This window comes from Sphingomonas sp. UYEF23 (genome assembly GCF_040546165.1).
Lineage (GTDB): Bacteria > Pseudomonadota > Alphaproteobacteria > Sphingomonadales > Sphingomonadaceae > Sphingomonas > Sphingomonas glacialis.
On the sequence record NZ_JBEPNG010000008.1, the window covers coordinates 164,137 to 184,892 of the forward strand.

The following is a 20,756-nucleotide window of genomic DNA, read 5'->3' on the forward strand; positions in this document are numbered from 1 at the left end:
GCGTTCGCTATCAGGGGGCATGCTCGCGCTCGACCCAGTCCCCCGGCCTATCGATACGCTGCCCGCGTTCGGGCGCGGCGATGCGGTGGCGGTGATCGATCGCGCGGGGACGCTCGACTTCGACGGGCTCGAGCGGATGACGGGCGAAGTGGCGGCGTGGCTGGCGGCGCAGGGCTATGCGCCGGGTGCGCGGGTCGCGAGCTGGCTGCCCAAGACACGGCTGGCGTGCGTATTGCCGATGGCGGCGCCACGCGCGGGCCTTGTGCATGTTCCGATCAATCCGATGCTCAAGCGTGCGCAGGTCGGCTATATTCTGGCCGACAGCGGGGCGGCAGCGCTGCTGACGCAAGCGGGCCGACGCGATACGCTGGAAAGCGGTGACATCCCCGAGGACTGTGCAGCCTTGCTCAACGAGGACGTGCGCGGGGAGGACCGACTTCCGCCGTCGGGCGGTGATCCCGATACGCTTGCCGCGATCCTCTATACCTCGGGATCGACCGGGCGGCCGAAGGGAGTCATGCTGAGCCATGCCAATCTCTGGCTCGGCGCGATCAGCGTCGCGCAGTATCTCGGGTTGACGTCCGACGACCGCGTGCTCGGCGTGCTGCCGCTGAGCTTCGATTATGGGCAGAACCAGCTCTTCTCGACTTGGGCGGCGGGCGCCAGTTATGCGCCGCTCGATTATCTGACGGCGCGCGATGTCGTGAAGGCGGTCGAGCGCGTCGGCGCGACGACGCTCGCGGGGGTCCCGCCGCTGTGGGTCCAGTTGCTCGAAGCCGAGTGGCCCGATGCCGCGGCACGCCGTTTGAAGCGCCTCACCAATTCGGGCGGAGCGTTGACCGCGCCGCTCATCGCCGGGCTGCGCGCGCGGTTCGCGCAGGCCGATCTCTACCCGATGTACGGGCTCACCGAGGCGTTCCGCTCGACCTATCTTGCCCCCGCGCTGGTCGCCGCGCATCCCGACTCGATCGGCCGCGCGATCCCCTTTGCCGAGGTGATGATCGTCCGCCCCGACGGTTCGCAAGCCGCGGCGGACGAGCCGGGCGAGCTCGTCCATGCCGGGCCGCTGGTCGCGCAAGGGTATTGGCGCGATGCCGAGCGCACCGCGCAGCGTTTCCGTCCGGCACCGGCCTGGTCGATATCGGGCGGAATGGCGGTGTGGTCGGGCGATACGGCGGTGATCGACGACGAAGGCCTGTTGCGCTTCGTCGGGCGCGACGACGAGATGATCAAGAGTGCCGGCAACCGCATCAGCCCGACCGAGATCGAGGAAGCCGTTGTGGCGGGCGGCGAGACCGTCGAGGCGGTCGCGCTCGGCGTGCCCGATCCGCGGCTCGGCCAGGCGATCGTCGTGGTGGCGCGCGGCGACGGTGCGCGCGAGGCCGATCTGCGCGCGCGCTTGCGGCGCGACCTACCGAGCTTTCAGCAGCCGACGCGCTACGAATGGCGCGCCGAGCTGCCGCGCAACGCCAACGGCAAGCTCGACCGGGCAGCGATCAAAGCGGAACTGACGTCATGAAACCGATGGGTACGATCCCCGCCGACTTTGCCGGTGCCCCGCTCACGATCGCCGGGCGCAGCGCCGCGGATTGGGTGGCGATGGCGGGCGATACGCCGCTGTTCATCTATGACAGGGGAGCGGTCGAAGCGCGGATCGCTCGCTTCCGCGCGGCCTTTCCTGACATCGACTTGCATTATGCGATCAAGGCCAACCCGTTCGCGGCGCTGCTCGCGGCGATGGCGCCGTTGGTCGACGGGCTCGACATCGCTTCGGGCGGCGAACTGACGATGGCGCTCGCGGCGGGCAAGGCGCCGCCGACGATCAGCTTCGCAGGCCCGGGCAAGCGCGACGACGAGCTTACGGCTGCGATAAAGGCCGGGGTCACGATCAACCTCGAATCGAGCGGCGAGGCGACGCGCGCGCTTGGCATTGGCGACCGGCTTGGTATCACGCCGCGCCTCGCCATCCGGGTCAATCCCGAGATCGAGCTGCGCGGATCGGGGATGCGGATGGGGGGGCGTGCGTCGCCGTTCGGGATCGACGCCGATCGCGCCGCGGCGGTCGCCCGCGATGTGATCGCGAGCGGGGCGGACTGGCGCGGATTGCATATCTACGCGGGCTCGCAAGCGCTCGACGCGCGGGCGATCATCGACACGCAGGCGGCAACGATGGCGCTGGCCGGGCGGCTCGCCGAGGAAATCGGCGTGATGCCGCCGCTCGTCAATCTCGGTGGAGGCTTCGGCATCCCGTATTTCCCGGGCGAAGCGCCGCTCGACATCGCCGCGATCGGCGCGGCGCTCGCGGAAGCACTCGCCACCCGCAGCACGGCCTTGCGCGACACGCGCTTTGCGATCGAGCTCGGACGCTGGCTCGTCGGCGAGGCGGGCGTCTATCTGACGCGCGTCGTCGACCGGAAGGAGAGCCGCGGCGAGACCTTCCTCGTCGTCGATGGCGGGCTGCACCATCAGCTCGCGGCGACGGGCAATCTCGGCACGGTGGTCAAGCGCAACTATCCGGTGAGCATCGCCACCGCCGCCGCCGGTGCGCCGACTGAGGTCGTCAGCGTCGTCGGGCCGCTGTGCACCCCGCTCGATCGGCTCGCCGATCGCGTCACGTTGCCCGTCGCCGCAGTCGGCGATCTGGTTGCGGTGTTCATGGCCGGCGCGTACGGGGTCTCGGCAAGCCCGACGGCGTTTCTGGGGCATCCGCCCCCGGCAGAAACGCTGGCCGAGCATTCCTAACGGTATATTCACCCCTTCCGCACCATATCGTGTCGACAGCCGTAGCTTGCTCATCCGGGGCAGACGTGACTCGGGTCGGCAGCATCAAGCGGTGGGAGGTATGCATGCAGCGTTTTTCGAAGTCAGTTCGCGCGGTCTTGAGCGTCGGGACGAGCGCGCTCGCGCTGGCCGGTTGCACGACCGCGAGCCGTCCTGAACTGCCGCAGGCCGCCTTTGTCGCCGGGCAGGAACAGCCCGGCGAGGAATATATCATCGGCCCGCTCGACCAGCTCAACATCTTCGTGTGGCGCAACCCCGAGCTGTCGTCGAAGGTGCAGGTCCGCCCCGACGGCCGGATCACCACGCCGCTGATCAGCGACATGCCCGCGGTCGGCAAGACGCCACGGATGCTCGCCGACGACATGAAGATCGCCCTTGGAGAATATATCAAGGATCCGATCGTTTCGGTCATCGTCGAGAACTTTTCGGGGACCTTCAGCCAGCAGATCCGCATCGTCGGTGCGACCGCCAAGCCTGCTTCGATCCCGTACCGCGCCAACATGACGCTGCTTGACGCGATGATCTCGGTCGGGGGCTTAAGCCAATATGCCGCAGGCAACCGCGCAAAGCTCGTCCGCTACAATCGCGAGACCGGCAAGCAGGTTGAATACAATCTCAAACTGTCGCGTCTGCTCAAGGACGGCGACAGCCGGGCCAACGTGCGGCTCGAACCCGGCGATGTGATCATCATCCCCGAGAGCATGTTCTAGGGGCCGCCGAACGATGAGTGGTTTCCTCACCGAAGTGCAGATAATCCTGCACACCATGTGGATGCGGCGCTGGATAGCGCTCGGCGTCGCATGGGGTGTCGCGGTGTTGGGCTGGGCGGTCGTCGCGCAGCTCCACAACAGCTACGAATCGCGCGCGCGCGTCTTCGTCCAGCTCAACACGATCCTGCCGAGCGCGGTCGGGATCACCGCTGCGGACCAGCAGAAGGACGTCGACACGATCCGCCAGACGCTGACCTCGGCGGTCAATCTGGAAAAGGTCGTGCGCGGCACCGATCTCGCCAATACGGTGAAGACGGACCGCGATGTCGCCGACCGCGTCAACACGCTGTCCAAGGCGATCAAGATCACCGCGCAGCAGGACAATCTGTTCGAGATCGTCGCGAGCGGATCGAGCCCCAAGGTGACCGCGCAGATCGTCCAGAAGCTGATCGACCTGTTCGTCGAACAGAATCTGTCGGGCGACCGCGACGAGACCAATTCGAGTCTCAAATTCCTCGATGCGCAGCTCGAGCAGCGTCAGAAGCAGCTCGCCGATGCCGATGCCAAGCGGGCCGATTTCCAGAACCGCTATCTCGGTAGTCTGCCGGGTTCGGGCTCGCTGACCGACCGGATGGGCGCGGCACGCTCGGCGATGGCGCAGGTCGATAGCGATCTGGCGGCGGCGCAGTCGGCGTTGTCGGTGGTCAACGGCCAGATGGCCGGGACGCCCGCCAACATCCCCGGCGCAGCGGGCGCTGCCGCCAGCGCCGGCCCGGCGCGTGCGCGCCTCAATGCGATCCAGGGGCAGCTCGCCGATGCGCGGGCGCGCGGCTATACCGAGAACCATCCCGACGTCGTCGCGCTGCGCAGCCAGCTTGCGTCCGCGCAGGCCGCCGCACGCAGCGAACCGATGGTCGGCGGCGGTGGCGCCGCGTCGGCTTCGAACCCGGCCTATCTCGGGCTGCGCTCGATCCAGGCCGACAAACAGGCGCAAGTCGCGGCGCTTAGCGCGCGCAAGGGGCAGCTCCAGCACGATCTCGATGCGATCAACGGCAAACTCGCTGGCGACCCCGCGGTCGCCGCGCAGCAGTCGCAGATCGATAACGACTATCAGGTGATGAAGGACAGCTATGCCAAGCTGCTGGCTGATCGCGAGGCGATCAAGCTGCGCGGCCAGGCGCAAAGCCAGACCGATTCGATCAAGTTCAGCGTAATCGATCCGCCGACCGCACCGCGCGTTCCTGCATCGCCCAACCGGCCGCTGTTGCTGACCGGGGTGCTGATCGCAGCGCTCGGCGCAGGCGTCGCGGTGGCTTTCGGGCTGACGCAGTTCAAGACGACATTTGCGACCGCAGGCCGGCTCGAAAAGGCCGCCGGGCTGCCGGTGATCGGCTCGATTGGCGCGATCGTCACCAAGGCGCAGCTCGCACACCGGCGGCGGATGCTCGCCTATTTTGCCGGCGGGGTTGGCGCACTCGGTGCGGCCTATATCGGCTTGCTCGGGGTCGAGATGCTTCAGCGAGGATTGGCAGCATGAGCGATCCAACCCCGCGCAAGGGTCCGTCGCTGCTCGAGCAGGCGGCGACACGCTACGACTTCAACACCCATTTCCGTCCGCTCGACGATCTACCGGCCGACAAGCCGGTCACCACGCCGATCGCGCCACTCGCGTCGCCTACGCCCGAGCAGCGTCCGATCGCGGCGCCGCGCGCTACGCCTCGGCCGGGCGCCGAGGTCAAGATCGATCGCGCCTTGCTCGCCGAACGCGGCGTGCTCGTGCCGGGTGCCCCGATCGGTGCGCTGGTCGAGGAATTCCGGCTGGTGAAGCGCCAGTTGCTGACCACCGCGCGCGGCGTTCGCGTGCGATCTGGCGACCTGTCGCGGACGATCCTCGTTACTTCGGCACAGCCCGACGACGGCAAAACCTATTGCGCGCTCAACCTCGCCATCTCGATGGCGGCCGAGCGCGACCTCGAAATCCTGTTGATCGACGCAGATTTCGCCAAGCCCGACGTCATGGCGCGGCTGGGGTTGAGCGAGGGGCGGGGGCTGCTCGATGCGCTCGCCGATCCGCAGGTCGAGCTCGAGAGCTGCGTCGTGCGCACCGATATCCCGCATCTCAGCCTGTTGCCGTGCGGCACCAAGTCGAATGCCGATACCGAGCTCGTCGCTAGCGCACGCACTGGCGAACTGATCGCGCAACTGCTCGCGGCCGATCCGCGGCGCGTGCTGATCTTCGATTCGCCACCGGTGCTCGCCGCATCGCCCGCTGCCGCGCTCGCGCATCATGCCGGGCAAGTGATGCTCGTCGTGCGCGCCGACCGCACCAGCGAAAGCGATCTGCGCGAGGCGATCGACCTGCTCGACGGGTGCGAAGACATCCAACTCCTCCTCAACGCCGTGTCGTTCGCCCCCGGTGGGCGGCGCTTCGGCAGCTATTATGGACAACAGGAAGACGCGTCATGAAGTGCCGCCTCCGCTCCACTGCACTCCTGCTCGGGACTGGGCTCGCTGCGTTGATCGCAGCCGCCCCGGCGAACGCGCAGGAGCAACAACGCCGAACGCGAATCTCGCCGTATATCGAGATCGGTCAGATCGTCACTGCGGACCTCAAGAATGATGACGTCCTGACCTATTCGACGGTCGCGGGCGGGGTCGAGGCGTCGGTCCAGACTCAGCGTACGCAGCTGCAGGTCAGCTACCGCTACGAGCGGCATTTTTCCTACGCAAAGCGCGTCGGGGACGACGATCTGCACAATGGCCTGGCGCGCGGCAGCATCGCCGTCGCGCCTAATCTCAGCATCGAGGCCGGCGCGATCGCGACGCAGACGCGTACCGATATTCGCGGCGCAGCACCGATCGCGCAGGTCGGCCAGCGTGACAATATCAGCCAGGTGTTCTCGGGCTATGTCGGGCCGAGCTATGCCGCGCGTGTCGGCCCGGTCGGCGTCGCAGCGAGCTATCGCTACGGCTACACCAAGGCCGGGTCGCCGGGGAATACCGGTGTCGCACCCGGCAGCCCGCGGCTCGACGTGTTCGACAGCTCGCAAAGCCACACCGTCAATGTCAGCGCGGGGGTGAAAGCGGGGGCGCTGCTGCCCGTCGGGATCAACGTCTCGGCCGCGTATGACCGCGAGACCGCCAACCAGCTCGATCAGAAGTTGGAGGACAAGGTCGTTCGCGCCGATCTCGTCGCGCCGGTTGCTCCGACGGTCGCGCTCACCGCGGGCGTCGGCTACCAGAATCTGCAAGTGCGCCAACGCGATGCCTTGGTTGACGCAAATGGGGTGCCGGTGGTCGACCGCCGCGGCCGCTTCCAGTCCGATCCTGCCTCGCCGCAACGCATCGCTTACGAGACCGACGGCTTGATCTATGACGCGGGCGTGATCTGGCGTCCGTCGGAGCGCACCACGCTGCAGGCACATGTCGGGCGGCGGTATGGCGGGATGACCTATTTCGGAACGCTCAGTTACGCCGCGACGCGCTCGATCTCGGTCAATGCCGATGTCTATGACACGGTCGAGACGTTCGGGGGGCAGTTGCGCAACAGCCTGGCCGGTCTGCCGACCTCGTTCCTCCAGCAGCGTGCGGCATTCGGTCAGCAATATAGCGGCTGCACGTTTGGCGCGGCGGGCGCGGGGGCGGGCGGGTGCCTGAACGGCGCGTTGCAGTCGATTTCGACCTCGGCGTATCGCGCACGCGGCATCGATGCGGTGATCTCGGCGACGCGCGGCAAGCTCAATCTCGGCGTGGGCGCGGGCTATTCGAACCGCCGCTTCCTCGCGCCCGACCAGATCAACGCGGCTTTCTCTATCAACGGCGTCAGCGACCAGAGCTATTATGCGCAGGCGTTCGCCAACGTGCCGCTCACGCGGGTCTCCGGTATCAACGGGACGCTGATCTACAACTATTACGACAGCGGGATTGCCGATGCGCCGGGCGTGACCAGCGCCGCGGCGACCGCGCTCTATTATCACAATTTCGGTCGGATCGGCACGACTGCTTCGGCAGGCCTGTATTCGTTCAGCCAGAGCGGCGTCGCGGATCAGCTTTCGGCGACGGGCCAAGTGGGTGTACGGTATCAATTCTGAAACGCACGGGCGGATTTCTGTCATTGCGGGGATAGCAGCATGTACGAAGACTTTTATGGATTGCGCGGTCGCCCGTTCCAGCTGACGCCCGACCCACGCTTCTGGTTCGAGACCGCGACGCATCGCAAGGCAATGGCGTACCTTGGCTATGGCCTCGCGCAAGGTGAGGGCTTCATCGTCATCACGGGCGATGTCGGCGCGGGCAAGACGACGCTGGTCGGCCATCTGATGGACACCGTCGATGCGACTCGGCTCCACGTCATCAAGATCGTCTCGACGCAGATCGAGGCCGAGGATCTGCTGCGGATCGTCGCGGGCGGGCTCGAGATCGAGAGCGACGGGCTGACCAAGGCGCAATTGCTCGTCGCGATCGAGCGCGGGCTGCGCGCGACCGCGCGTGCCGGACGCCGTACGCTGCTGATCGTCGACGAAGCGCAGGCGCTGCCCGTGTCGAGCCTCGAAGAGCTGCGGATGCTCTCGAACTTCCAGACCGGCAGCCATGCACTGCTGCAGATCTTCCTGCTCGGCCAGCCCGAGTTTCGCGAGCGGCTGCACGGGTCGGACCGGCTCGAACAGCTCCGCCAGCGCGTGATCGCGGTCCACCATCTCGACCCGATGGAGCGGGACGAAGTCGAACCCTATATGCGCCATCGCCTCGCCGTGGCGGGATGGACCGGGCGCCCGGGCTTCACGCCCGACGCCTATGCCGCTTTTTATGACGGCACCGACGGCGTGCCGCGGCGGCTCAATCAACTGGCCGGGCGCGTCCTGCTCTACGCAGCGATCGAGCAACTCGAGACGATCGACGCGCATGCGGTGGCGACCGTGCTTGCCGACATTGCGGGCGACATGCCCGGCGTAAAGGCGATTGCGATCCCCGAACGCGAAGCGCTGGTCGCGACGCCGGAAGCCGAACCCGTGCCGAGCCTGGTGCCCGAACCGGACGCGCCGGCCGTGCCGCACTCGGATCCGGTCGCTGCACCCGTGCCGGTGGCGGACGTCGAGCCGGAACCCGAACCGGAGCTTGAGCGCGAGCTGGAGACAGAACCGGAGCCGGAGCCGAACCTGGAGCCTGAGTTTGAAGCTGAGCCAGAACCAGAACCAGAGAACGAGCCCGAAGCGGAACACGAAACGCCGCATGCGCCCGATCCGGTCGTGCTCGCGGTCAGCGAGCCTGTCGGAGAATCGCCTGCGGTCCCGGCGGACACGGTGCGGCAGATCGCCGATGTCGAGGAAGACCGTTCGCCCATCGCTACGCGCGAGGAGCCTGTCGCCTCGACCGACGATGAGCCCGGCACCAAGCTCGCCGAGCAAGTCGCCGCGCTGACTGCGCGCGTCGAGGAGCAGGACGTCGCTCTGCGGCGCGTGCTGAAATTGCTCGTCGACTGGGCGGAGTCGGGACAGGCGCCGGGCCTTGCCATGCAGCATGACGAGGACTGAGCCGATGCGTCACGCGCTGACGGTCGATATCGAGGACTGGTTTCAGGTCGGCGCGTTCGAGACGGTGATCGACAAACGCGACTGGGATTCGCTCACGCCGCGAGTCGAGCGCAACACCGATGCGGTGCTCGCACTGTTCGGCGAAAGCGGCGTCAAGGCGACCTTCTTCACGCTCGGCTGGGTGGCGCAGCGCTACCCAGCCTTGATCCGGCGGATCGTCGAGCAAGGGCATGAGGTGGCGAGCCACGGCTGGGACCATGACCGCGTCTTCACGCTCGATGCCGCGCGGTTCCGCGCCGACATCGGCCGCGCGCGCGCAGCGCTCGAGGATGCTGCGGGCGTCGCCGTCACCGGCTACCGCGCGCCGAGCTTCTCGATCGATGCGCGCACGCCCTGGGCGTACGATGTGCTCGCCGAGGAGGGCTATGCCTATTCATCGAGCGTCGCGCCGCTCAAGCATGACCATTACGGCTGGCCCGAAGCTTCGCGCTACGCCTTCCGCCCGCTTGCCGATTCGCCGCTAATCGAAGTGCCGGTGACGATCGCCGAATTGGGCGCGCGCCGGATGGCGACGGGCGGGGGTTTCTTCCGGCTCTTCCCGGCGGCGCTCACCGATTATGCAGTACGCCAAGTCAGTCGTGACGCGCAGCCAGCGATCTTCTATTTCCACCCGTGGGAAATCGACCCCGGCCAGCCACGCGTCGCCAACGCCCCCGCGAAATCGAAGCTGCGGCATTACAGTCGGCTCGGCGCGATGGCGGGCAAGCTGCGCGGGTTGATCGGCCGGCATGACTGGGGCCGGATGGACGCCGTCGTCGCCGCGCTCGACCTCCCGGCGCGGGCGCGCGAGCCAGTCGCGTGACGGCGCCTTTGCTCGCGGTGCCGGTCGGCGTCCGGGCGATCGATCTGCGGGAGCCCGACGCGCGGACGCGGATCGACGCGTTCGTGCGGGCGCACCCTGAGGCGACGCCGTTCCACCTCCCGGCGTGGAGCCTCGGCGTCGCGCGAGGCTGCGGGCAGACCAGCCACACGCTCGTCGCCGAGCATGCCGACGGGGCAATCGTCGGGCTGCTCCCTCTGACCGAAATTCGCTCGCCGCTGTTCGGCAGGGCGTTGGTGTCGAACGGCTTCGCGGTCGGCGGCGGTATCCTCGTTACGGAAGTCGCGGCGATCCCTGCGCTGTCCGATGCGGCGTGGGCGCTGGCCGAGCGGCTCGGCTGCCCGACGCTCGAACTGCGCGGCGGACCGATCCCGGCCGATGGCTGGCAAATCGACACGACCACCTATCTCGGCTTTGCGCGCGATCTCGCGGCGAGCGATGCCGACGAGCTGCTCGCGATCCCGCGCAAGCAGCGCGCAGAGGTGCGCAAGGCGCTCGACGCCGATCTCGAGGTCGCGATCGGAAGCGCGCCCGCCGACCTCAAGGCGCATTATGCGGTCTATGCCGAATCGGTGCGCAACCTCGGCACGCCGGTATTCCCCAAGCGGCTGTTCCGCGCGGTGCTCGATCAGTTCGGCGACGATGCCGACATCCTCACCGTCCGCGCGAACGGCGAGCCCGTCGCGGCGGTGCTCAGCGTCTATTTCAACGGGACCGTCTATCCGTATTGGGGCGGCGGCACGCACGCCGCACGCGAGCTCCGCGCCAATGACCGGATGTATTTCGCGCTGATGGCGCACGCCCGGTCACGCGGCTGCACGCGCTTCGATTTCGGTCGTTCGAAGGCCGGGACCGGCCCTGCCGCGTTCAAGAAGAATTGGGGCTTCGAGGGCGTCGCGCTGCCCTACGCCAAGCGCGCGGCGGTCGGCACCGAGGCGCGCGAGATCAACCCGCTCGATCCGCGCTATTCGCGCAAGGTCGACCTGTGGAAGAAGCTGCCGCTGTGGGTGGCGAACCAGCTTGGCCCGCACATCTCGCGTGGCCTCGGCTGATGGGAGACATCCTGTTTCTCGGCCACCGCGTGCCGTATCCGCCCGACCGTGGCGACAAGATCCGTGGCTTCCACATCCTCAAATATCTGTCGGCACGCAAACGCGTCCATTTGATCGCCTTTGCGGACGATACGCGCGATCTTGCCGGCAAGACCGGGCTCGCCAAGATGACCGGCAACCGCTCGATCATCTGGCGTTCCAAGTCGCGCGTGCAGGCAGCGATCGAGGCGCTGCTGACGCGCAAGCCGATTTCGCTCACGTCGTTCGACAGCCGGTCGCTGCGGAGCGCGGTCGAGGCGCTGCTCGAGCGCCATGCGATCGACACGATCTACGTTTTCTCGAGCCAGATGGCGCAATATCTCCCGGCGCGCCCGCGGCAGACGGTCATCATGGACTTCGTCGACATGGATTCGGCCAAGTTCGCCGCCTATGCGAAGGGAGGCCGCGGCCCTATGGCTTGGGTCATGCGCCGCGAAGCTAATCTGCTGTTCCAGTACGAACGCGCGATCGCCGCGCGGGCCGACGCCAGCCTGTTCGTCAGCGAGGCCGAGGCGCTGCTGTTTCGCGAGCGCAGTGGCGCGGAGCGCGTCCATGTCGTCGAGAATGGGATCGACACCGACGTCTTTGCACCCGACGCCTCGTTCACGCAGATCGAGGCGATCGATGCGTTGATCGTCTTCACGGGGCAGATGGATTATCGCCCCAATATCGAAGCGGTGAGCTGGTTCGTCGCGGCGATCTTCCCGCACATTCGCGTGCGCTTTCCGCACGCGCGCTTCGCGATCGTCGGGCGCGCGCCGAGCGAGGCGGTCAAGGCGCTTGGCAAGCAGCCCGGCGTGATCGTCACCGGCGAAGTCGCCGACGTCCGCGGCTGGCTTGCGGCGGCGTCGGTCGTCGTCGCACCGCTCAAGCTTGCGCGCGGTATCCAGAACAAAGTGCTCGAGGCGATGGCGATGGCGCGTCCGGTGGTCGCGTCGCGCGCCGCGGCGGAGGGGATCGACCATGCCGACACGCTGCGCGTCGGCGAGAGCGTCGGCGAGATCGCCGATGCGGTGATCGCGCTGCTCGACGATCCTGCCGCAGCGGGACGACTGGGCCGCGACGCCCGCGCGCAGGTGCAGGCGCGCTACAGCTGGGAAGCAAGGCTCGCGCCGCTCGATGCGATCCTCGGGATCAGCGTCAAGGCGCCGCCGCGCCGCTCCGCGGCCTGAGCCGGTGACGATCGCAATGCCCGTGCCCGCGTCTGCGGACTCGCGCGCGTCGCTCGCGCCGCTGTGGCGGCGGCAGGCGGCGATTCTGGCGGTCGTCGCGATGGCATTGCTCGCGCTGTTCCGCAGCGATGTCGCTGCGCTGACGACGATCTGGTGGACGAGCACGACCTTCGGGCATTGCCTGTTCATCACCCCGGTGCTGGCCTGGCTGGTGTGGCAGCGCCGCGGCGAGCTCGCGCAAGTCGCGCCGATTGCCTGGGCGCCGGGGTTGGCGATCGTCGCGCTTGGCGGGCTCGGCTGGCTGTTCGGCGATGCCGGCGGCGTCGCGCTCGCGCGGCACCTCGGGATCGTGATGATGCTGCAAGGCGCGGTGGTGACGCTGCTCGGCCCCAATGTCGCGCGCGCGTTGCTCTTCCCGCTCGCCTATGCGGTGTTTCTAGTGCCGTTTGGCGAGGGGCTCGAGGAGCCGTTGCAGCGCGTGACCGTCGGCATGACGATGCCGCTGCTCCATCTGTTCGGTGTGCCCGCGCAAGTCGATGGCGTGCTGATCACGATCCCCAACGGCTATTTCGAAGTGGCCGAGGCGTGTTCGGGCGCGAAGTTCGTGATCGCGATGATCGCCTATGGCACGCTCGTCGCCAATGTCTGCTTCGTGTCGTGGGGCAGGCGGGCGCTGTTCTTGCTGGTGTCGGTGATCGTTCCGGTGCTCGCCAACGGCGTGCGCGCGTTCGCGACGATCTTTGCGGCGCATCATAGCTCGGTCGAGCAAGCGACGGGGTTCGACCATATCGTCTATGGCTGGGTGTTCTTCGGGCTGGTGATGGCGGCGACGCTGGCGATCGGCTGGCGCTGGTTCGACCGCGCGCCCGATGCGCCGGTGTTCGATCCCGCAAATCTGCAGACCGTCCCGGGATTGCGGCTCGACGCTTTGGTCGCAGCCGCGCTCGTGCTCGCGGTCGCGGCGGTGTTCCCGGCCTGGTCGAGCGCGATCGCGGGGCGTGCGCAAAATCTGCCGGCGGAGATCTCGCTGCCGGAGGTGCCGGGCTGGCACCGCGTCGGGACGAGCACGCGCGCGGTGTGGTCCCCCAATTATCCGGGCGCCGACCATTTTCTGCTCGGGCGCTATGCCGATGCGGCGGGCGAGACGGTCGATCTGGCGATTGCGGTCTATGGCAGCCAGCAGCAGGGCAAGGAGATCGTCGCGTTCGGCGTCGGGCCGATCCGCGAGGACGATGTGTGGCTCCGTGTCGAGGATCTGCCCGATCTTGCGGGTGGGTCGGTGATCCGCGTCAGCGCCCCTGGCCCGGTCGAGCGGCAGATCGTAACGTGGTACCGTGTCGGCGATGCGCTGACGACCAAGGGGCCGATCGTGAAACTGGAAACGCTGAAGGCCAAGCTGCTCGGTGGGCCGCAGCGCGCGGTCGCGGTCCATGTCTCTGCCGAGATCCTGCCGGGGCATGACGCGCGGGCGGCGATGACGCGCTTCATCGCGGCGCTCGGTCCGGTCGCGCGTGCGGCCGATCGTGCCGCCGGGATGTCGCGCTGATGTGCGGCATCGCCGGTCTCTATTATCCCGCCATCCCCAAGCCGGTCGATCCCGTGCGGATCCAGGCGATGGCCGACGCGCAGGCGCATCGCGGGCCCGACGGCTCGGGCGTGTGGACCGCGCCGGGCGTCGGGCTCGGCCATCGGCGCTTGTCGATCATCGACGTCGTCGGCTCGCCGCAGCCGATGGCGAGCCAGGACGGCGCGCTGACCGTCACCTATAACGGCGAAATCTATAATTTCGCCGAGCTGCGCGCCGAGCTGCAGGCGTTGGGCGCGGTGTTCGTCACCGCTGGCGATACCGAGGTTTTGCTTCACGGCTGGGCAGTGTGGGGGCCGGCGATGCTCGACCGGCTCAACGGCATGTTCGCGTTCGCGCTCCACGATGCGCGGCGACAGAGCCTGTTCGTCGCGCGCGACCGGCTGGGGGTAAAGCCGCTCCATTATGTCGAACTGGCCGATGGCGCTGTGGCGTTCGCGTCGGAATTGAAAGGGCTGCTCGCGCATCCGTTGGTGCGGCGCGTGCCCGACATCCGCGCGGTCGAGGATTATCTGGCGTTCGGCTATGTGCCCGACGATGCGTGCCTGGTCTCGGGGGTCAAGAAACTGCGCGCGGGGCATTGCCTGCTGATCGAGCGCGGCAAGCCGGTGCCGGCGCCGTCGCGCTGGTGGGATGTCGACTTCTCGAAGCGCGCGACCGGATCGGCGAAGGCGCTCGAGGAGGAACTGACCGCGCTGCTGCGCGAGGCGGTGACGTCGCGGATGGTGTCGGACGTTCCGCTCGGCGCGTTCCTGTCGGGCGGGGTCGACAGCTCGGCGGTGGTCGCGTTGATGGCCGAGGCGTCGCGCGGGGCGGTGCGGACGTGCACGATCGGCTTCGACGAAAGCAGCCTCGACGAGCGCAAATACGCCAACGAGATCGCGCAGCGCTTCGCCACGCAGCATCGCGAGCGGGTGGTGGCGGCGGATGACTTCTCGCTGATCGACACGCTGGTCCATGCGTTCGACGAGCCTTTCGCCGATGCCTCGGCGCTCGCCACCTACCGCGTGTGCGAGCTGGCGCGCGAGGACGTCACCGTCGCGCTGTCGGGGGACGGGGCGGACGAGGCGTTTGCGGGCTATCGCCGCTACAAGTTCCAGGCGGCCGAGGAGCGCGTGCGGGGGCTGGTCCCGGCGTCGGTTCGCACCAATGTGTTCGGCACGCTCGGGCGCTGGTATCCCAAGGCCGATTGGGCGCCGCGACCGCTGCGCGCTAAGACGACCTTGCTCGCGCTCGCCGAGGATGGCGCGGAGGGCTATGCGCGCTCGGTCGGCGTGACGACGCCGGCGTTGCGCGCGGCGCTGTTCACCGATGCCGCCAGGGCGGCGCTTGGCGGGCACCGCGCCGAGGATCGCTATGTCCGCTCGATGCGCGATGCGCCGGCGCGCGATGCGCTCGACCGTGCGCAATATGCCGATTTCCAGCATTGGCTGCCCGGCGACATCCTGACCAAGGCCGACCGTACCAGCATGGCGGTGAGCCTCGAGGCGCGCGAGCCGCTGCTCGATTATCGCCTGGTCGAGTTCGCCGCAAAACTCCCCGTCGGGATGCGGCTGCATGGCGGACAGGGGAAGTGGCTGCTCAAGAAGGCGATGGAGCGCTATCTCCCCAAGGACATCCTGTATCGCCCGAAGATGGGCTTCGTAACGCCGATCAGCGCTTGGTTTCGCGGGGCGCTGGCGGATGAGGCGGCGCGGCTCGCATCATCGCGCGTCCTCGCAGGAACGGGCTGGTTCAACGCCACGACGATCGCGCAGCTCGCCGACGACCACCGCAGCGGCCGCGCCGATCATGGGCGGACGCTGTGGCAGTTGGTGATGCTCGAACGCGCGATGGCGCGGCTGTTCGGCTGAGCTAGCGGAATACCGCCAGTGCCGCGTGCAGCGTCAACGCGACGAGCATCAGCGAGCTGCCCAGGAAGAATGCGAACCGCACCGAGACCTTGTTGATCGTCGCCTGCCAGATGCTGTGCGCGATCCGCAACGCGACATAGGCCCAAGCGATCCAGGCGTTCGCGCCGTCGCCAGTGCCGGTCAGCGCGATCACCCCGCACACCGCGTAGAACAGCGTCGGCTGTTCCATCAGGTGATTGTAATTGTGCGCGACCCACTGGATCTTGGGCGGCAGCCCGCGGTCGGCATCGGCGGGCTTTGTGCCGACCAGCGTGCCGAGATCGATCCCCGACGCCTTCATCGCCGGCAGGCGCGTCGCCAACATCCACAGCAGCATCACCAGCGTCCAGGCGATCATCGCCACGACCGGTTTCAAAATCTCGCTGTGCATGAAAAAACCTCCCCCAATTGCTTGGGAGAGGCTGCCTCAGTTAGTCTTGCTTTGCAACGCAATCAGTCGAAGCTGGCACCCCAGCGACGCTTGACGCGGTCCTTCCACAGGCCGCGGTGGTAGGCGTCCGAGGCGAGGAGCGGCATGACCGAGCCGGCTTCGGCGAACACCATTTGCTCGATGCCAGTGTTGACCTTGCCCCACGAGGCCGCTTCCTGCAGCGTCGAGGACGAGCAGGCACCGTCGCGCACGTCGGCAACGGTGATCTGTACCGCGTACTTGTGGACCTGCACGTCGTCATGGCCGAGGATCTCGGCGCAGACGACGGTGTCCTGAATGAAGTTCTTCGGCACGCCGCCGCCGATCATCAGCAGGCCAGTGACACCCGCCTTGATCTTGATGTCGGTCAGCTCGCGGAAATCGGCGATCGCGTCGAGCACCATATAGGGCTTGCCCTCCTTGGCGCGGTCGACCTGGTGCTTGACCAGACCGAAGCCCGCCGACGAATCGACGAACGCCGGACAGAAGATCGGCACGTCATGCTCATAAGCGAGCTTGACGAGGCTGTTCTCCTTCTTGCCGTTCTCGACGAGATACTTGCCCATCTCGCGGATGAATTCGCGGCTCGAATAGGGCCGCGGCTCGAGCGAGTTGGCGATCTCGAGGATCGTGTGGTCGCAATCCTGGAGCTGCTCTTCGTCGATGTACGTGTCGTAGATGCGGTCGATCAGCAGCGAGCGCAGCGTGTCGTCGTCGGGCACTTCGAGCGCCTGGTAATGCTTGTGGCCAAGACCCTCGAAGAAATCCATGTCGACGATCGACGCGCCCGTTGCGACGACGCCGTCGATCATGTTGTTGCGCAGCAGCTCGGCATAGAGATCCATGCAGCCGCCAGCCGAGGTCGAGCCTGCGATGACGAGGAAGATCGAGCAATCCTTGTCGGCGAGCATCTGGTTGTAGATGTCGGTCGCGCGGCCGAGGTCGCGGCTGGTGAAGCTCATCTTCTTCATCGCGTCGACGATCGGGCGCGCGTCGAACTTGGTGATGTCGATATGCTCGACGGTGGTCGAGAGGAGCTCGGCCTTGCGGTTGGACATGTCGTTCATGGAAAACTCCCTAGCAAACAGCCGTCATCCCAGCGAAGGCTGGGATCTCCGGGGGCGGGCGAGACGCGCGCTTCCGGGAGACCCCAGCTTTCGCTGGGGTGACGGATCGTAATGGACTTGGCCTGTTACAGCGTGACGACGTTCGAAGCGACCTCTGGCTGCTCGTCGCCATAGACCTCTTCGCCGTACAGCGACACCATCGGCTCGTCAGCGACGATTACCGTCTCGTCTGAACCAAAGCCGTTGAACGCGGTGCGCATCGCAGACCCGTAAGCGCCGAGCATCCCGATCTCGAGATAGTCGCCGGCCTTGACGTCGGCGGGGAGGTAGAACGGCCCCACCATATGGTCCATGTCGTCGCAGGTGGGGCCGTAGAAGCTGAACGGCATGTCCTTCGAGCGGCTCTCGGGCTCGCGCAGCAGCTCGACCGGGAAACGCCAGCCGATATGCGCCGCATCGAACAGCGCGCCGTACGCGCCGTCGTTGATGTAGAGCTCATCGCCGCGGCGCTTTTCGACGCGCACCACGATCGAGCTGTACTCGGCGCACAGTGCACGGCCGGGCTCGCACCACAGCTCGGATGAATAGCTGACCGGCAGCGATTCGAACGTGCGGTGGATCGTCTCGAAATAGCGCTCGAGCGGAGGCGGCTCCATCCCCGGATAGGAAGAGGGGAAACCACCGCCGACGTCGATCACGTCGACCGTAACCGCTGCCTCGACGATCGCCGCGCGGACGCGCTCCATCGCGTTGGCATAGGCTTCGGGCGTCATCGCTTGCGAGCCGACATGGAAGCAGATGCCGAGCGCATCCGCCGCCTGGCGCGCGCGGAACAGCAGTTCCTTGGTCTCGCCCGGCGCCGCGCCGAACTTCGACGCGAGGCTCAGCTTGCTATGCTCCGACGAGACGCGCAGGCGAACGCACAGCGTCAGATCCTCGGCGCCATCGGTCGCGTCGACGATCTTCTCCAGCTCTTCCACGCTGTCGAGCGAGAACGTCTTCACGCCATAGTCGAAATAGGCCGCACGGATCGCCTCGGGAGCCTTGACCGGGTGCATGAAGCACAGGGTCGCGCCCGGCAGCGTGGACGCCACCAGCCGTACTTCGGCGATCGAGGCCACGTCGTAATGCGTGATTCCGCTGTCCCACAGGATCTTCAACAGATCCGGCGAGGGGTTCGCCTTGACCGCATACATCGAGCGACCCGGGAACTTCTCCGCGAAGAACCGGGCCGCACGCGCAGCAGCGTGCGGACGAACGAGCGTAACCGGCTGGACCGGCTTCTGCTTAGCGATGTCGATGCCGGTAACGGCAGTCGAAGGGGTGGTCGCTAACCCCAGCGCGCGATGTAGATTGTGCAATTCAAGGGACCTCCAATGTCCGCAGACAAGTTCACGAAAACACTGCCTTGCGGTTGGAAGTCCCATGGGGCAGCGGATGGGCGAAATAGGGTCGCGCTTTTTCAATGTAAAGCGGTTTTGGACCCCCCGGAGGTGACACGTGACGATTTTAAGACAGCCGACCCGCGCAGGGGTGCGCGACGCCGCCGCCAAGGTCGCTTCGGTGGTGCCGGCAACGCCGCTGTTCGTCGTTGATATTCAAGGCGTTGCGGTCGCTTTCAAGGCCGAGTGCCTGCAGCCGATGGGCGCGTTCAAATTGCGTGGGGCGTGGCATCGGTTGACCGCGATCGAGCCCGATTTGCGGAGCAAAGGCGTGGTCGCCTTTTCATCGGGGAATCACGCGCAGGGAGTTGCGTGGGCAGCACGGCGGCTGCAGATGCCCGCGACGATCGTGATGCCCGCCGATGCGCCCAAGGCCAAGCGGGAGGGGACGCTTGCGCTCGGGGCCGAGGTGGTGAGCTACGACCGCAAGACCGAGAGCCGCGAGACGATCGCCGCGCGACTCGCCGAGGCGCGGGGCGCGGTGCTCGTGCCGAGCTTCGACGATCCGTGGGTGATCGAGGGGCAGGGCAGCGCCGGCATCGAATCGGCCGCGCAGATGGCGGCGGCGGGGCTGGGGAGTGCTGCTCGCGTGGTGGTGCCGTGCGGCGGCGGCGGGCTCGCGGCGGGACTGGCGCTGGCCCTGCCCGACGCGAACGTCACCGTGGTCGAGCCCGAGGGGTGGGACGACATGCGGCGCTCGCTCGAGGCGGGGTGGATCGAACCCGTCGGCGATTCGCCGCCGCCGACCGCGTGCGACGCGTTGCAGACGACGCGGGTGTCGGGGCTGACCTTCGATGTGCTCGCGCGGCGGGGCGCGACGGGGGTTGCGGTGAGCGAGGCGGAGATCCGCGCCGCACAACGCTGGGCGGCGGAGCGCTTGCGGCTGGTGGTCGAGCCGGGCGGCGCGGTGGCGCTGGCGGCGGTGTTGAGCGGGAAGGTGGCGGTCGAGCCGGGGCTGCTGGTGCTGCTGTCGGGCGGGAATGTCGATCTGGCCGCTTATGGTGCGGTGCTGGCCGGGACCGACTGATCTTCGCGGTGCCGGGGGATCGGGAAGGGTCGACTTGGCGTGGGCCTAACGGTTAGGGTTCTGCATGACCGCCCTCGAAGGCCTTGCGCCTGCTCTTGCCATGCTCGCCGCCTTCGCCTGCCTGATCGGCGGCGGCATGCTGATCGCCAAGCGGCAGGACGTCCGCAAGGGTGTGCTCATGCTGGTGATGGCGGCGGTGCTGGTGGGTAACGTGGTTATCTGGACGCTGTAGCGCGATCCGGCGCTGCGCGTGCGACGAACCGTGCCGAGGTTGACTCGATTGACCCCTGGACATGGTGTTTACACCAGCGATCGTTTCCGATTTGGCGCCAATGCGGTCGCGCAGGTCTGACGATTTCAAAGAGCCGTGCAGGCTATACCATGGCGGCCGCCTTGTAGGACAGGGCGATATCTGTTTTCGACCAAAACCGGACGTCCAGCTTGCCTGATGGCCATCCCGACAGCGGACGCTCGGTATCGACCTTGAGCAACAACCCTGCGACTATCGACCCGCGAGATTTTGGGTCTTGATCGGGAGCGGCACGTGCTAGATTTCTTCTATAGGCTCCGGCTGAAGCCGGGCGCTGACTTCATCGAGGAGCGGCCCGAGTCCGTATCGGCGGACCTTCCTTACGAGCTTCAATCGAAGATCTTCGATCAGCTGGCGACGGTCGGCATCGCCGGCGCAGGGCTCTCGGTCACGTTGATCGGCAGTTTGCTCCAGAACGCGTCGCGCGTCGTGTGGCTGTCAGTGATCCTCTTCGGGTTAGCCGCCATTACGTCGGTCGGTGCCAACGTTCGGCTGATCGACGGACTGACCCAACGCCGGCCTGTCCTACGCCGCACCAAGCTGGACGTGCAGATCGCGATGGGCCTGATCGGCATGGCGATCGGATGCCTGTGCATGAGCATGTATTACGAGGGTGATCGTGCACCACCGAAGGCCGCTAGCGTGCAGCCGGCACGGTAAAGCTGGGATGTTCGCTGACCACCACCACGGGACGATTGGCCCGACCTGATAGCAGCACCTTGAGCGGAATGTCCGCTTACCACGGTGGGTTCAACCGATCGACGCAACGCTCTGTGCGAACTTCTCCGCTGGCGTTTGGTACATCAAGGTTTTTCTCGGCCGCTCGTTGAGCTGTCGG

At 67.0% G+C, this 20,756-nt stretch carries 18 protein-coding genes; 15 read left to right on the forward strand and 3 right to left on the reverse strand.

From position 1 onward, the window contains the following. The first annotated feature begins 19 nt into the window (after positions 1-19). From ABIB28_RS15095 to ABIB28_RS15150, 12 genes are all read left to right on the forward strand, one after another. The gene (locus tag ABIB28_RS15095; protein ID WP_354288909.1) at positions 20-1,519 is read left to right on the forward strand and encodes an AMP-binding protein; all 1,500 of its coding nucleotides are present in this window, start codon (positions 20-22) and stop codon (positions 1,517-1,519) included. Beyond that, entirely contained in the window at positions 1,516-2,742 is a 1,227-nt protein-coding gene (locus tag ABIB28_RS15100; RefSeq protein ID WP_354288910.1) for a pyridoxal-dependent decarboxylase, exosortase A system-associated, read from the forward strand. The genes ABIB28_RS15095 and ABIB28_RS15100 overlap by 4 nt, the downstream gene beginning before the upstream one ends. Before the next feature lie 104 nt (positions 2,743-2,846). Next, positions 2,847-3,491 (forward strand): XrtA/PEP-CTERM system exopolysaccharide export protein, encoded by a 645-nt coding sequence (locus tag ABIB28_RS15105; RefSeq protein WP_133187381.1) that lies wholly within the window; start codon positions 2,847-2,849, stop codon positions 3,489-3,491. Between the two features lie 13 nt (positions 3,492-3,504). After that, complete coding sequence (locus tag ABIB28_RS15110) at positions 3,505-5,028, forward strand: XrtA system polysaccharide chain length determinant (protein WP_133187383.1); 1,524 nt, start codon at positions 3,505-3,507, stop codon at positions 5,026-5,028. Beyond that, complete coding sequence (locus ABIB28_RS15115; RefSeq protein ID WP_354288912.1) at positions 5,025-5,957, forward strand: AAA family ATPase; 933 nt, start codon at positions 5,025-5,027, stop codon at positions 5,955-5,957. The genes ABIB28_RS15110 and ABIB28_RS15115 overlap by 4 nt, the downstream gene beginning before the upstream one ends. Further along, entirely contained in the window at positions 5,954-7,582 is a 1,629-nt protein-coding gene (locus tag ABIB28_RS15120) for a hypothetical protein (RefSeq protein ID WP_354288913.1), read from the forward strand. The genes ABIB28_RS15115 and ABIB28_RS15120 overlap by 4 nt, the downstream gene beginning before the upstream one ends. Before the next feature lie 39 nt (positions 7,583-7,621). Then, entirely contained in the window at positions 7,622-9,022 is a 1,401-nt protein-coding gene (locus ABIB28_RS15125) for an XrtA/PEP-CTERM system-associated ATPase (RefSeq protein WP_354288915.1), read from the forward strand. Between the two features lie 4 nt (positions 9,023-9,026). Beyond that, entirely contained in the window at positions 9,027-9,884 is an 858-nt protein-coding gene (locus ABIB28_RS15130) for an XrtA system polysaccharide deacetylase (protein WP_354288926.1), read from the forward strand. After that, the gene (locus tag ABIB28_RS15135) at positions 9,881-10,954 is read left to right on the forward strand and encodes a FemAB family XrtA/PEP-CTERM system-associated protein (protein WP_354288916.1); all 1,074 of its coding nucleotides are present in this window, start codon (positions 9,881-9,883) and stop codon (positions 10,952-10,954) included. The genes ABIB28_RS15130 and ABIB28_RS15135 overlap by 4 nt, the downstream gene beginning before the upstream one ends. Then, a complete protein-coding gene (locus tag ABIB28_RS15140) occupies positions 10,954-12,165 on the forward strand; it encodes a TIGR03087 family PEP-CTERM/XrtA system glycosyltransferase (protein ID WP_354288918.1) in 1,212 nt (403 codons plus the stop codon). Before ABIB28_RS15135 ends, ABIB28_RS15140 begins: the two co-directional genes overlap by 1 nt. 16 nt (positions 12,166-12,181) lie before the next feature. Further along, entirely contained in the window at positions 12,182-13,711 is a 1,530-nt protein-coding gene (gene xrtA / locus ABIB28_RS15145; RefSeq protein WP_354288927.1) for an exosortase A, read from the forward strand. Then, on the forward strand, positions 13,711-15,603 hold the full coding sequence (locus ABIB28_RS15150) for an XrtA/PEP-CTERM system amidotransferase (RefSeq protein WP_354288919.1): 1,893 nt from the start codon (positions 13,711-13,713) through the stop codon (positions 15,601-15,603). Before xrtA ends, ABIB28_RS15150 begins: the two co-directional genes overlap by 1 nt. 1 nt (position 15,604) lies before the next feature. Here ABIB28_RS15150 and ABIB28_RS15155 read toward each other — a convergent pair whose 3' ends face one another. The 3 genes from ABIB28_RS15155 to ABIB28_RS15165 form a co-directional block, all read right to left on the reverse strand. Further along, positions 15,605-16,033 carry an MAPEG family protein gene (locus ABIB28_RS15155; RefSeq protein WP_189676889.1) on the reverse strand — a complete coding sequence of 143 codons (429 nt, stop codon included), beginning with the start codon at positions 16,031-16,033 and terminating at the stop codon, positions 15,605-15,607. 62 nt (positions 16,034-16,095) lie between these two features. Next, positions 16,096-17,139: a 1,9-bis(guanidino)-5-aza-nonane synthase gene (locus ABIB28_RS15160; RefSeq protein ID WP_133187399.1), complete on the reverse strand. Its 1,044-nt coding sequence runs from the start codon at positions 17,137-17,139 to the stop codon at positions 16,096-16,098. Positions 17,140-17,264: 125 nt separating this feature from the next. Continuing rightward, positions 17,265-18,500, reverse strand: coding sequence for a type III PLP-dependent enzyme (locus tag ABIB28_RS15165; RefSeq protein ID WP_354288920.1), 1,236 nt, complete (start codon positions 18,498-18,500; stop codon positions 17,265-17,267). Between the two features lie 139 nt (positions 18,501-18,639). Here ABIB28_RS15165 and ABIB28_RS15170 point away from each other — a divergent pair, with 139 nt between their 5' ends. The 3 genes from ABIB28_RS15170 to ABIB28_RS15180 all read left to right on the forward strand — a co-directional run bounded on the left by ABIB28_RS15170 (position 18,640) and on the right by ABIB28_RS15180 (position 20,578). After that, the gene (locus ABIB28_RS15170) at positions 18,640-19,608 is read left to right on the forward strand and encodes a threonine ammonia-lyase (protein ID WP_354288921.1); all 969 of its coding nucleotides are present in this window, start codon (positions 18,640-18,642) and stop codon (positions 19,606-19,608) included. A gap of 64 nt (positions 19,609-19,672) precedes the next feature. Then, the gene (locus tag ABIB28_RS15175) at positions 19,673-19,840 is read left to right on the forward strand and encodes a hypothetical protein (RefSeq protein ID WP_354288922.1); all 168 of its coding nucleotides are present in this window, start codon (positions 19,673-19,675) and stop codon (positions 19,838-19,840) included. Positions 19,841-20,152: 312 nt separating this feature from the next. Beyond that, complete coding sequence (locus ABIB28_RS15180) at positions 20,153-20,578, forward strand: hypothetical protein (RefSeq protein ID WP_322159728.1); 426 nt, start codon at positions 20,153-20,155, stop codon at positions 20,576-20,578. The last annotated feature ends 178 nt before the right edge of the window (positions 20,579-20,756 follow it).

What these genes read in the sequence shown, in the direction of transcription:
- ABIB28_RS15125 (WP_354288915.1), top strand. Translation starts at nt 7,622, where the DNA reads ATGTACGAAGACTTTTATGGATTGCGCGGTCGCCCGTTCCAGCTGACG.
- ABIB28_RS15105 (WP_133187381.1), top strand. Translation starts at nt 2,847, where the DNA reads ATGCAGCGTTTTTCGAAGTCAGTTCGCGCGGTCTTGAGCGTCGGGACG.
- ABIB28_RS15150 (WP_354288919.1), top strand. Translation starts at nt 13,711, where the DNA reads ATGTGCGGCATCGCCGGTCTCTATTATCCCGCCATCCCCAAGCCGGTC.
- ABIB28_RS15175 (WP_354288922.1), top strand. Translation starts at nt 19,673, where the DNA reads ATGACCGCCCTCGAAGGCCTTGCGCCTGCTCTTGCCATGCTCGCCGCC.
- ABIB28_RS15160 (WP_133187399.1), bottom strand. Translation starts at nt 17,139, where the DNA reads ATGAACGACATGTCCAACCGCAAGGCCGAGCTCCTCTCGACCACCGTC.
- ABIB28_RS15095 (WP_354288909.1), top strand. Translation starts at nt 20, where the DNA reads ATGCTCGCGCTCGACCCAGTCCCCCGGCCTATCGATACGCTGCCCGCG.
- ABIB28_RS15155 (WP_189676889.1), bottom strand. Translation starts at nt 16,033, where the DNA reads ATGCACAGCGAGATTTTGAAACCGGTCGTGGCGATGATCGCCTGGACG.
- ABIB28_RS15100 (WP_354288910.1), top strand. Translation starts at nt 1,516, where the DNA reads ATGAAACCGATGGGTACGATCCCCGCCGACTTTGCCGGTGCCCCGCTC.
- ABIB28_RS15115 (WP_354288912.1), top strand. Translation starts at nt 5,025, where the DNA reads ATGAGCGATCCAACCCCGCGCAAGGGTCCGTCGCTGCTCGAGCAGGCG.
- ABIB28_RS15120 (WP_354288913.1), top strand. Translation starts at nt 5,954, where the DNA reads ATGAAGTGCCGCCTCCGCTCCACTGCACTCCTGCTCGGGACTGGGCTC.
- ABIB28_RS15110 (WP_133187383.1), top strand. Translation starts at nt 3,505, where the DNA reads ATGAGTGGTTTCCTCACCGAAGTGCAGATAATCCTGCACACCATGTGG.
- xrtA (WP_354288927.1), top strand. Translation starts at nt 12,182, where the DNA reads ATGCCCGTGCCCGCGTCTGCGGACTCGCGCGCGTCGCTCGCGCCGCTG.
- ABIB28_RS15140 (WP_354288918.1), top strand. Translation starts at nt 10,954, where the DNA reads ATGGGAGACATCCTGTTTCTCGGCCACCGCGTGCCGTATCCGCCCGAC.
- ABIB28_RS15130 (WP_354288926.1), top strand. Translation starts at nt 9,027, where the DNA reads ATGCGTCACGCGCTGACGGTCGATATCGAGGACTGGTTTCAGGTCGGC.